Origin of the sequence: Paenibacillus sp. CFBP 13594 (genome assembly GCF_014842675.1) — a bacterium.
Lineage (GTDB): Bacteria > Bacillota > Bacilli > Paenibacillales > Paenibacillaceae > Paenibacillus > Paenibacillus amylolyticus_B.
The window spans coordinates 429,472-441,907 of the sequence record NZ_JACYVQ010000003.1 but is presented as its reverse complement, the minus strand read 5'-3'; the positions used below and the strand labels follow the sequence as shown (position 1 = coordinate 441,907).

Here is a 12,436-nt window from a genome sequence, read left to right as displayed (position 1 = left end):
GTGTCCGTCATGACGGACACCCCTTCTGAAATGTATGTTTTATCTCACGCGATGATATAACGAAAGTTCTCCCATGTTTCCGGTACGGGCTCCCCGTTCTTGGCATGATGATAGAAGCTGAACGGGAATTTGAACACATGACCTCCGTTCCAGTCACGGGAACGTCTGTCGGTCAGCCAGTATTCCAGTTCATGAGGAAGCGCCACTGATCGTTCCGCTCGTGCTAATGGCAGCAGATCTACGGGTGATTGCAATGTCGGCATCGCCTGTTCAATATCCACATCTCGGCTTAAGCGTAGTGCCTTCACCATGGTAAGGAAAGGCGGAATGCCTTTGTGGAATAATGCCGGATAACCCAATTCATATAATATGTTAAGCGCATGTCCATAGGTCAGCATATGACCGATCAGATCATGATGCGCTTCCGCGTGATAGATAGTCTGGAAAGCAACAAGCTCATCCAGAATCAGACGTGACAACTGAACTGGATCTTCAATATCAGGGAAACCATCGCTTTTTTCCGGCTTGAGACTGCGAATTTCTTTCATCGTTGTGTTCATCCAAGATCTTCCCGGGATGGTTCGATCGAATGAATCGATCAGTTCAACCAGCCGACCAATATCCTCCGCAGTGCCCCATCCATCCAGTTCGCGAATAGCTTTCAGACTGATTGCCCCGTAGATGGCCTGGTGTCCAATCCAGTGCAGTTCTCCAATCGTTCGATCCAATGCGTCCGTAATACGCGCTTCGGCATCTTTCTTGGGCATCATCTCACCAATCGGAGAGGTCTGACCAGGGCTGATTCCATGCTGGCGAAGCATGGCTTTTGCTTCGGCCGTAACACTGCCAGCGGCAAGGGCAGTGAGACGATTTTCCCGTACCCAAAAATATGCCGCAATTGCACCCGCTCCATAATGGGCGTGCCACAGATCTCCTGTACGTTCCCGACTGGAAACGATAATCGCAAGTCCATCTTCCAACAAACGTCGATCCAAGCTTGCCACCACCCTTCATCATATGTAAGCCCATCAGAGAAACTACCCTGGAATGAATAAATAAAGCGTTTACTTCTATAACATGATGGAATTGCTCCACATATGCCCGTTTTGCCCCGGAATGCAAAGTTTAGCCAATTCGAAGCTTGCCCACCCCACGGATGGATACTTCCAGCGGATAAATCTCTGCTTTTTGCGTAGAGAAAAACCACGTCCGATCCTTCTTCACCACAATAAATAAACCATGTACATCTCCTACAGGAGCAAAGGTATCACTAACCTCACCCCAGCGCGTGAGTCCAATCCGCTGAAGCTCATTCACCGTAGACAGAACATCCTCCGTCACTAGGCCAATCTCACACACCTGTAATATATCTTGAGTCGAGAAGTCATGGTCACTCTCGTTTTGAATACGATGATGAGCAATCAGCTCAATAATATTGCCTGCCGGATCTTCGAAATAGAGAGAATGAGAGTTCCAGTTAGTAGAGTACGTCTCATCCCGATCTCCTTCTCTGCTTAAAACAACACGTGATGCAGCCCACTGCTTCGCTTGCTTGAACCGATTCGTCGGAATCGACCAGGCCACATGATAAAAGGGCTCACGATCTGTTTCACACGGTTTGAAAATCATCTTTGTCCCTCCAACCTCCAGGTTGAAAGCCTGATCTGTCGCATTGGACACCTCCATTCCCAACGTATCACGATAAAAATGCTTGAGGTCCTCCAGCCGTGTTGTATATAACTGTAATTCTTCAATCATCATACAGTCTTCTCCTGCATCTCCTCCCACTGACTCCACGGCACCATGCCAAGTTCAGGCTTCGCTTCATCCGGGAGCATGGCGATGAATTCAAGCAAATGACCATCCGGATCGTTAAAATATACAGATACCGCAGGCATCCAGCCGAAGACGTACAGTTCACCGATATCATCATTCAGGAAGTTCTGTGTCTTGATCCCTTTGTTCTCCAAGTGAGCCACCGCATGTTTCATATCCTCCAGAGATACATGAAAAGCAAAGTGTTGACGTTTCACCTCGGAAGGTTCCTTTTGCCACAATCCCAGCATGGCGTTGCCTTTTCCACCAATCCAGTAGAAGGAGTTTCCGCGTTCTTTCTGCCCATAGGCATGGCGTAAACCCAGGACCGTTTCATAGAAATGATGGGATCTCTCCAGATCCGTCACGTTTAGATGTGTTTCAAATATGCCTGTAATCATCATGCTCAACCTCTTTTCCTTTTCCGATTTTTCATCTTCGTTTGTTCTCAACTCATGGTTGAATTCCGCGCATTCGTTAACGTCTGGGCCAGATTTAAAAACGATCCAATGACCCGTTGCACCCGGTCCTCTATATCCTGACTGCCTTCGTACTCTTCGTATCCGTCAAAGGTCGCTTCGAATCGTCTGCGTTGCGCACCACCAATGGATATCCACTCCTGGGCATTAATGCCATGCAGATTGCGAACAATTGCCTGCAGTTGTAAAAGGGAACTTACCCCCACCGCTCCACCAGAGGAGCTGATGGACAGGACCGGCTTACCGCTGAAATGAGCCTGACTCAGGTGATCCAGTGCATTTTTGAGCACACCACTTATACTGCCGTGATACTCTGGTGTAGACAGGATGATTGCATCAGCCGCGAGCATACGTGTATTCAAATCTGCCAGATGTTCATGATCCGCTTGTTTTTCATCTGGCGCGTAGAATGGAAGTGGTGTCTGATACAGATCAAACAGGCTGGCCTGATGTCCCTGACCTCGAATAATCTCCACAGCATACTCTCCCAGACGTGTACTGGTTGCATTGTTCCGATTGCTTCCTGCCAAAATAACAATATTCATTCATGTCACTCTCCTTGGTTTTTAATAATTCAAACTCTCATGTTTCAACCGATCTGTTATTTCTACTCTTATCTTACCTTTCTTTTGCATCCAAATCGTCAGCAGATAGACTTAACTTGAAATACCAAAAAACTCAACCTTTAGGTTGAGTTTATACGACTTAAGTATGAAGATATGGCGGAAATGGTCAGACGACCCAACCGTTTCTTACGGCGTGAAGAGCCGCTTGCGTCCGATCCGCCAGACCCAGTTTGTCGAGCAGATGACTAACATGGGTTTTGACCGTTTTTTCGGTAATGACCAATTGAACCGCAATTTCCTTGTTGCTCAGCCCTTGAGCAATCAGTCCCAAAACCTCTTGTTCACGGCGAGTGAGCATATCCAGACCACCTAGGGATGCTTCAGTGGATTTCTTCGTCTGCTTAAGCTCTTGGAATTGACTATCTGCTGACCGATCTGTCGGTATATACTGTGGTTGCTGTTCATTTATAGACCAATCGGATGAAGCCATCACATGCATCAATTGACCTGCTGCGGCGGGATGCAATTCTACCCGACCTGCATGCACATTGCGAATGGCCACAGCCAGATCCTCCGGTTCAATATCTTTGAGCAGATACCCCTTCACCCCTGCACGCACAGCAGGAACCACATGATCCTGATCGGAAAACGATGTGAGTACAATAATTCGCGTTGCTGGCATTAATGTGCGCAGTCGTCTGGCTGTTTCGATTCCGTCCATAATCGGCATATGCAGATCCATTAATACCACGTCAGGTTTTAACGCTTCCGCCTGCGATAGTGCTTCCTGCCCGTTCGATGCTTCGCCCACAACCTTCATGTCTTGCTGTGTGGTCAAAAAAACGTGCAAACCTCTTCTCACCATCGCATGATCATCTGCGAGCAAAATCGTAATCGGCATCTCTTCTTCCCCCTGACTTTATACAGATTCGAACGGAAGTGGAATGACTGCCGTTACCGTTGTTCCCTTACGGGAAGAACTCACTATTTCTAAGCTGCCTCCGAGCGATTGAGCCCGTTCCTTCATAATGGACAGGCCCAGGGAGCTTCCAGACGACGCTTTTGGCCTGTTCGCACCACCTTTTCCCTGATCTGTGACGGTGAACACCACTTCATGATTACTTAACTTGAGGGTGACCTCAGCAGAAGGAACATCAGCGTGTTTCCGTACATTATTCAGCGCTTCCTGTCCGATTCGCCACAATGCTTCTTCTATATTACGCGGTAAAGACCGCATTCCCGTCCGATTCATCACCACTTGAAGCCCCTGGCTGGTGCCGTATTCCTGTAGCGCATGGAGCAACCCTGCTTCCAGTCCCGCGGGACGGAGCTGCATAATCAATGCGCGCATTTCCTTGAGCGCCTCCTGAGACAAAGCCCGAATATCCTTCATCGCTTCCGTTGCCGGGTGCAACTGCTCAGAGCCGGATAACATACTTTCCGCGCCTTTAGCAGTTAACGATAGTGAAAATAAAATCTGATTAACCGAATCATGCAGATCGCGAGCCAAACGGTTTCTCTCTTCCATTCGTGCAAGTTCGCGGCGATTCTCCGCCAGCTTCAGACTCTCCCATGAGGCAGCAATATGTTCGGCCAATGCCTCCAGCACTTCACGGTCCTCCTGCGCAGGACCTGATGTTCCTATTCCGATCACCAGAATTCCCATTTCCCCTGGCGTATGGTATGGAAGGGGAGCAGCAATTCCCGAGGCAATGGAATTCATAGCCTCGTCAGGCTTGCATAGGTTAAATATCTCAGCGATCTCTGTCCCAGACAGTGATGTTACACGATGACAATTGATTAGTTGGTTAATGTGGCTCGCCGCTTCTGAAGAGCCCAGCGCAATTGATAACGTTCGAACCTTATCATCCGCATAGGCTGCCTGCAAGACGAACATTCCGTTTTTCTGCTGAATAATTGTAGCAAAAGGCCAATCATAATGCTGCCCAAGCAGCTGTACAACTTTTAAAGAAAAAGCATCCGAATTGCTGCATTCGTTCACTGCAAGACCCAAAGCTGTGCTGAACTCCCCCAGCTTGGCATACAGATCAGCTCGTCGCTGCTCCGCGCGATACAATCTCATCCGCTCTACCGCACTACCAATCTGGTACGCCACGCCCTGTAACAGCGCCAGTTCACTGTCGCTGAAATGTTCCTTGGCTGGCGCAGCCACGTTGAGCAGGCCGAGCATCTTCTCACCTGACCTTAACGGGACGGTTGCATGGTGGGTAATATCATGGGTATCTCCCCATTGGAATTCCACCGCATCCTCCAACCGTTTACAGTTAATGATGTTGACCGCATGATTGAGTTCACCGTCCTTAAAGCGGTTCACACACCAGCAGGTCCCCGTTCGCATGGGCTCCTTATCTTTACGCAGTAATGCCGGAGGCAGATTGTAATCCGAAACACAGGTATAGTCTCCACGTTCATTAATCAGAAACATCCAGCCTGCCGTTAATCCGGTCAACTCCAGTAATTTGCCGACCACGGTATCCAGCATTAAGTTCAGATCATTGGACGTATTGAGTGTTTCCGCGATTGTCTTCAACGTGACCATTTCCTGCATTCCGACTTCTTCCGACATGGCAGACTTCTCTCCTTTGGCTGTGCCAACTGTGGTTTGTTCAACTATTGTAACCAATCCACCTTGGATATTAAAGGATCAACTTCTTCAATCGCTCACTCAGCCCAGCTTCTGTCGCTCTTTGCGGGACACAGACAAAGGCTCCATATTAATCAGACCTCGATCTGACAAAGCTAGCGCCATTTTGTAGAAAGCACGTGTACGAATCTTCGTATACGTATCCTTGCTGACAGGCGGATCAAACACATGGTTATACACTTTATAGTCAAACACATCATCGTCTTTCAGATATCGTTCACAGACGAGAACACGTTCCTTTTCACTTAGACGGGACACCACAAAATCAATCGTATCGCAATATGCCTGACGTGCGCGCTGCACGTCCACATTGTGAATTGCCGTTCTCGCCGTGGAATCCCCCGTCACATTGGTTGCACCGTGGAAACGCTCGGCATAACTTGCCGTCACCATAACCTCTCGTTCTTCAAATGCAATGGTCTTATAAATGCGGTATTTTTCCAGCGCAGCCTCAACAGCTGTTTGCGTTTTACGTCGGTCCAATTCGGGCAGCATCAATTCCATATTTATCTTCCTCCTTTAACATTAGGTATAGAATGAAAGTCTAGTAGCTTCGCATATTCACTCTGATGACAGAATAACCTTCCGATCGCTGTTATCCCCGGATTTCTTTGATTATATTTTCCAAAGTGGAAATCCAGTGATAAAGGCGAACACTTCGCTTCTCCAGCTTTTTTCTGCCCTCTTCGTTCTTGCGTACCTTAAAATTCATTCTATAAAAGTTAAACCCTCATGCTCTCATCTTTATTAGAGTTATCCAGATCTCTGAAATAATAACGACATTTTTTAAATTTCTCCTGTTGCCTTTTGGAATAACTCCAAACCGCTATAATCCGGGGAATTTCATTATTCAGAAGGTCATCCCAACAAGTCTACCCTATCTAAACGTTACATTTTGTTTGTATAGTGTTCGTATTTCTATTTGAGGATACCACTTTCTGGAGATCGGAGTAAACCTTCATTTTGGTTCGTTTTGACGATAAAATAAAACCTTCGCTCTCATTTCCTATGCCTTTTGGCATAATTGTTTCATATCCCTTTACCTAATGGTATATATACGTTATAGTACTGTTTAATTAATGAACTTCCGTATAAGTCATTTGATTTTTGATATTAAGAAGCTCCCCTTGAACTCCTTGATGCCGCTAAGGTACATATCACGCGCATACGTAGTGAAGGAGACGGAATCGATTCTGAAGAAGCAAAGCGTTCGCCTTTATCAACGGATTTCACCCTTTAGGAAAGGGAAATAGGAAATCCGGGGATAACAGTGATCAAAAGAACGATCCGAATCCGGAACGGCGCACCCGCAAAGGTTTAGGGTTGTCGCATTCAACTTTCCTTCTTAATATTAATTTCAAGCACTTGTACGAATCAAAGGAGTTGGCATACATGGTGGAGCACGCTTTTGGTCCTTATATGAAACAACTGCGCGAGCAACAGGGATACAGCATCAATCAGCTCGCCGAAGCAGCCGGAATAAGCAACTCACAGATTTCACGTATTGAAAATGGGGTCCGGGGTGTGCCGAAACCAGCGACCATCCGCAAGATTTCAGATGCACTCTCAGTGCCTTATACAGAGATGATGAAGCAGGCTGGTTATATTGAACCAGGAAGTACTGCTGAACTTCAGGACGTACCGGAATGGGCTACATACAAAGACCGTCGTGATTTCAAAAAGATGTTGGAGGACGATGATGATCTGATGTTTGACGGCATTCCACTCGATGAAGAGGACAAGAAACGAATCAAGGATGTACTGACAGGTCTGTTCTGGGAAGCCAAACAGATGAACAAACGCAAAAAGACAGACGAACCGGACAATCGCCCATGAGGCATGACCCACTGAATTTAATGAGGCAGCAGGTGAGATCATATGGATGACATCGTAACAAAGCTGATTCGAAAACACCGGACCAACTGCCCGTTCAGCATTGCCCGCGCGGTTGGAATACAGATTCGTTTCACCAATTTGGGGAAGTCCACTAAGGGACTGTACTTTCGCAAGCTCCGGCGCAGGTTTATCGTCATACACAATGATTTGCCGCCGGAATGGCAACGGTTCGTGTGCGCCCATGAGCTTGGTCATGACCGGCTTCATAAAGGGATTAATCGATTCTTTCTGGAGGAACATTCCTATTTTGCTCCAGGCAAGCTGGAAAGACAGGCTAACCGTTTTGCCATTCAATTGCTGACCTCCGGAGTGATGCCTGAACCGGATGAATCTTTGGAGAAATTTTGTTTACGTACCGGACTGCCGCGTGAAGCGCAGCATTTTTTTTACACTCTTTAAGAACATACGTTCTTTCCAAAGATTATATTTTCCAACAGCAGATTACATGTCACTTTCAGGTTACTTATTTTTACGTAATTCGCGAGATTTCCTAATAATAGTCTGTTAAAATACTATTTGAGCTGTGTAAACGCTCAAGTAGATTATTATTATGGGAGGTTTCGGATTCATATGAAAATCTGGAAGAATTACGTATCACTTCTGCTAACGGTCTGTTTGCTGTTTGGCAGTGTAGGTATTGCCGCGGCTGCAACGGATACCACTCCGGGAACAGGCAAACACATTACCATTCTACATACGAATGATACGCATGCCCGTGCAGTTGAATCTTCACCTGCTATGGGTTTTGCCAAAGTAGCTGGAATCGCTGACAAATATCGTAGCGAAAACCCGAACACACTCTTGCTTGATGCTGGAGATGCTGTACATGGTACAACTTTTGCCACTCTTGTGAATGGTGAGAGCATCGTGAAAGTCATGAATGAAATGGGATACCAAGCCATCGTACCGGGTAACCACGAATTCAACTATGGTTCGGATCGTCTGATCGAACTGGCAGACATGATGAACTTCCCCATGCTGAGTGCCAATGTGAAGAAAAAAGACGGAACACGTCTCTTCGATCCTTACCTCATTAAAGAAGTAGATGGCGTGAAAATTGGTATCATCGCTTTGACAACACCGGAAACGTTGTACAAAACGAATCCCAAAAACGTAGAAGGTCTTGATATTACTGATCCATCTGCGGAAGCCAAAGTTCTGGTAAACGAAATTCGCAGCAAAGTCGATGTTGTTGTTGTCCTGGGACACCTTGGACAAGACGCATCCAGCACGGATACTAGCTTTAAAGTTGTTAAAGAAGTCCCTGGCATCGATGTATTCATCGATGGTCACAGCCACACTGTACTGCAAGATGGCCTTGTATCCGATAACGGAACATTGATTGCAAGCGCAGGAGAATACACTAACTACGTCGGTGTCATCGATCTGTGGGTAGACAGTGGTAAAGTAACGAAGAAACAAGCAACATTAATTGATGAAACCGAAGCAAAAGACATCAAACCAAATGAGAAAGTTACAACTCTCGTGAACTCAATCCAAAAAGAACAAGAACCTATCTTGAAAGAAGAAGTAGCAAATACAGCTATTCTGCTGGATGGTAAACGTGAACAAGTACGTGCAGGTGAAACTAACCTGGGTGACCTGCTTGCAGATGCCATTCGTGATGTCAGCAAAGCCGATATCGCCCTGACTAACGGTGGTGGTATCCGTGCTTCCATCGAAAAAGGGATCGTAACCAAAGGTGATGTTATCACAGTGCTTCCTTTTGGTAATCAAGTGGTAACCCTAGAAGTGAAAGGGTCCGATATTCTGGCAGCCCTTGAAGTCGGTGTAGCTTCCTACCCGGAACCAAGCGGTGGATTCCCGCAAGTATCTGGTATCAAGTTCAAAATCGACACTTCCGCTGCAGAAGGTAGCCGTGTACATTCCGTAACCGTTGGCGATAAAGTTCTTGATCCGGAAGCAACGTATACACTCGCAACCAATGATTTCACAGCTGTTGGTGGTGACGAATACACCATGTTTGCCAAATATCCAATTACGGGTATGTATGGCGCGCTGGACGAAGCATTGATTAATTACATGCAGAAGCTTGGCGCTGTAGACATCAAAACAGATGGTCGGATCAGTGAAGCGAAGAAACCTGCAGTAGAGCCGGAAACTCCGGCAACAGAAACACCGGCTCCAACTAAGCCAAAACCAGAAACACCTAAACCGGAAAAACCGTCTAAACCAACACCAAGTAAACCAGCTCCAGCCAAACTGCATGTTGTTAAATCCGGAGATTCCCTGTACTCCATCTCCAAACAATACGGCACAACTTGGCAGGCATTGCAAAAGCTGAACAATATCAAAAATCCACACTGGATTTATCCAGGTCAACAATTGAAATTGCCTGCAGCTTCTTAAGCTCAGCAAAGCAAAGTGCATATAGGCATGATCACTTATAAGGTGCAACAACATAACGGATTAATCTTGTCATAACCAAAAGGGTGTCCCCAAAGCCAGATTACTGGTTGAGGGGACACCCTTTTGTATCTCCGTTCTTAAACATCAATCCACATCAGATAATTGAACATTTACTGTGGACATATCCTGCTGATCCTGACAATCATCTGAGGCAAAAATAAACCCCAGCCCGGCCTTTACGGACCAACTTCATCATGTGCCTTCCACACCGAACTATATAAAAACTCTCCGGAATGACCGTGTTCATGCGGTTATTGTACTTTTATTTCGACATCTCTATCTTCTCAACATTGCATACTTGCACATAGATCCACCTGCGTATGATCATCTTCAAATCCTTAATCATAAAATCACTTGTATACTGAAGACATATGTCCAAATATAGTTATTTCGTATGATATCACTCATAAAATCCTACCAAATTGCATGCCTATAGCCCTCTTTTTCATGCTCATATTGGAATTTCAGCAATCAAAATCAGCTACCGCATCATATTCGGTACTATTATATGAACTCATATAATTAACGAATCCCCTGAATTTAGAAAGTGAGCTGTTCCTTCACATAAAGCACAGCTTCCTGTGCAGTCAACCCGATTCGTTTCAATTCACCTGATGCTGCAAGTGCATGTGATCCCAGTTCGACCTGTCCTTCTGCTGCTCCTCGGCCAATAACGATCTGCACAGGCAATCCGATCAGCTCCGCATCCTTGAATTTCACACCTGGACGTTCATCCCGATCATCAACCAATACAGTGAATCCGCCATCGATCAATTGTTTTTCCAGTTCGAGGGTGAGATGACGCTGCTGCTCATCCTTCCAACTTACTGTAATCAGATGCACATCATAAGGTGCAACAGCGGCAGGCCATTTTATGCCATCATCTCCTGCATACTGTTCAGCTATAGCGGCCATCAGGCGGGATACACCAATGCCGTAACACCCCATGACAGGCGCACACTGGCGACCATTACGATCCAGGAATGAAGCGCCCATGGCATCACTATATTTCGTCCCCAACTTGAAAATATGGCCAACCTCGATGCCTTTGGTAAACACAAGTGGTGATCCACATGTTGAACAAGCATCCCCTTCCGCAGCAAAGCGGATTCGTTCTACTCGCTCCAATGCAAAATCAATGCCTGGGCGTACACCGGAAACATGCACATCCACTTCATTGGCTCCTGTAATTGCACTCTTCATCACTGCCACGTCAGCGTCCACCACCATCGGCAGATTTAGTCCAATCGGACCCAGGAATCCTACCTTCAGATTTGGATGTGCCGCAATGGTTGCATCGTCTGCAAGGATCAGTTCCTCTGCCCCCAACACCTGCTTCAATGCGATATCATTCAGTTCATGATCTCCACGCACAAGCGCAGCGACGAGCTGACCATCCGCCACATAAAGCAGCGTTTTGATCATATGTTCAGCACCTTTGCCCACAAAAGTGGTTAACTCTGCGATCGTACGAACGCCAGGTGTCGAGATACGTACCATGTTTTCCGCTCCTGAATATTCATCCGTTTGAAGCGCGGAGTCTGCACTCGCATAGTCGGCTGGAACATCCGAACTTCCTTCTTTTTTCTCCATATCTCCAGAAGTCTGATAATCTGCTTTTTCCAGATTCGCAGCATATCCGCAATGTTTGCAAGTTACAATCGTGTCCTCACCCACATCAGCAAGAGCCATGAACTCGTGTGTTTCCCCTTGACCGCCAATCGTTCCTGCATCCGCCTCAACACGGATATAGTCCAGACCACAACGCTCCAAAATGCGACTATAAGCTGTGTTCATCGCCTGATAGGTACGATCAAGCTCTTCCCAATCGGAAGCAAAAGAGTACGCATCTTTCATGATAAATTCACGACCGCGCAGCAATCCAAATCGAGGACGCCGTTCATCCCGGAACTTGGTTCCGATCTGGTACAGCGTGAATGGCAGCTTACGATACGAACTCACCTCATCCCGCGCTAACGCAGTTACAACTTCTTCATGTGTTGGTCCAAGAGCAAATTCTCGTGCATGACGATCCTTCAGACGCATCAATTCGGGACCATACTGTGTGTATCTTCCGGATTCTTCCCACAACTCCGCAGGCTGCATAATCGGCAGCAACACCTCCTGACACCCGGCACGATCCATCTCTTCTCGAACAATCCGTTCAACATTTAACAATATACGCCGTCCGAGGGGCAGATAACTGTAAATTCCCGCAGCCAGTTGGCGAATCATACCGGAACGCAGTAACCAGCGATGTCCCGCTGCATCTGCCTCCGCTGGCGCTTCACGTAATGTTGGGACAAGCATTTCACTTTGACGCATCATAACACACTCCTAATCTTCCTTTTACTTATCAAATACGGCGCATAAACAGCAAAAAGACACATCCGTCAAGGGACGAATGTGTCGTGGTACCACCCTTATTTAACTGCAAATTAATCCGTTCGCAACCTATGCGATCTGTAACATGCAGTCCTACGGGGCATAACGGGCCCTGCCGGCGGAAGTTGCAACCCTGTATGGGCATTCCTTCCGCAGCTCGCGAGGTAGGAATCTATGAAGCAGCTACAGGAACCTTGCAC

Annotated in this window: 11 protein-coding genes; 3 read left to right on the top strand and 8 right to left on the bottom strand. The window is 46.7% G+C overall.

Features of this window, described 5'->3' with window-relative positions:
- Positions 1-44: 44 nt before the first annotated feature.
- From IFU39_RS12765 to IFU39_RS12735, 7 genes are all read right to left on the bottom strand, one after another.
- Positions 45-1,004 (bottom strand): hypothetical protein, encoded by a 960-nt coding sequence (locus IFU39_RS12765; protein WP_192132985.1) that lies wholly within the window; start codon positions 1,002-1,004, stop codon positions 45-47.
- 121 nt (positions 1,005-1,125) lie between these two features.
- Positions 1,126-1,761 (bottom strand): VOC family protein, encoded by a 636-nt coding sequence (locus IFU39_RS12760; protein WP_105600743.1) that lies wholly within the window; start codon positions 1,759-1,761, stop codon positions 1,126-1,128.
- Complete coding sequence (locus IFU39_RS12755; protein WP_105601089.1) at positions 1,758-2,216, bottom strand: VOC family protein; 459 nt, start codon at positions 2,214-2,216, stop codon at positions 1,758-1,760. The genes IFU39_RS12760 and IFU39_RS12755 overlap by 4 nt, the downstream gene beginning before the upstream one ends.
- Before the next feature lie 47 nt (positions 2,217-2,263).
- Entirely contained in the window at positions 2,264-2,839 is a 576-nt protein-coding gene (locus IFU39_RS12750; protein WP_036611439.1) for an NADPH-dependent FMN reductase, read from the bottom strand.
- A 187-nt stretch (positions 2,840-3,026) separates the two neighbouring features.
- Positions 3,027-3,761: a response regulator gene (locus IFU39_RS12745; RefSeq protein ID WP_091015515.1), complete on the bottom strand. Its 735-nt coding sequence runs from the start codon at positions 3,759-3,761 to the stop codon at positions 3,027-3,029.
- 18 nt (positions 3,762-3,779) lie between these two features.
- On the bottom strand, positions 3,780-5,504 hold the full coding sequence (locus tag IFU39_RS12740) for a GAF domain-containing sensor histidine kinase (protein WP_244660965.1): 1,725 nt from the start codon (positions 5,502-5,504) through the stop codon (positions 3,780-3,782).
- A gap of 42 nt (positions 5,505-5,546) precedes the next feature.
- Positions 5,547-6,029, bottom strand: coding sequence for an ArpU family phage packaging/lysis transcriptional regulator (locus tag IFU39_RS12735; RefSeq protein ID WP_192132983.1), 483 nt, complete (start codon positions 6,027-6,029; stop codon positions 5,547-5,549).
- 888 nt (positions 6,030-6,917) lie between these two features.
- Here IFU39_RS12735 and IFU39_RS12730 point away from each other — a divergent pair.
- The 3 genes from IFU39_RS12730 (at position 6,918) to IFU39_RS12720 (ending at position 9,791) form a co-directional block, all read left to right on the top strand.
- Positions 6,918-7,361, top strand: coding sequence for a helix-turn-helix domain-containing protein (locus IFU39_RS12730; RefSeq protein ID WP_105600746.1), 444 nt, complete (start codon positions 6,918-6,920; stop codon positions 7,359-7,361).
- A 42-nt stretch (positions 7,362-7,403) separates the two neighbouring features.
- Complete coding sequence (locus IFU39_RS12725) at positions 7,404-7,820, top strand: ImmA/IrrE family metallo-endopeptidase (protein ID WP_017690190.1); 417 nt, start codon at positions 7,404-7,406, stop codon at positions 7,818-7,820.
- 171 nt (positions 7,821-7,991) lie between these two features.
- Complete coding sequence (locus IFU39_RS12720) at positions 7,992-9,791, top strand: 5'-nucleotidase C-terminal domain-containing protein (protein WP_192132981.1); 1,800 nt, start codon at positions 7,992-7,994, stop codon at positions 9,789-9,791.
- Between the two features lie 600 nt (positions 9,792-10,391).
- On the opposite strand, the gene IFU39_RS12715 is transcribed toward IFU39_RS12720, so the two are convergent.
- Complete coding sequence (locus IFU39_RS12715) at positions 10,392-12,176, bottom strand: proline--tRNA ligase (RefSeq protein WP_192132979.1); 1,785 nt, start codon at positions 12,174-12,176, stop codon at positions 10,392-10,394.
- Positions 12,177-12,436: the final 260 nt, after the last annotated feature.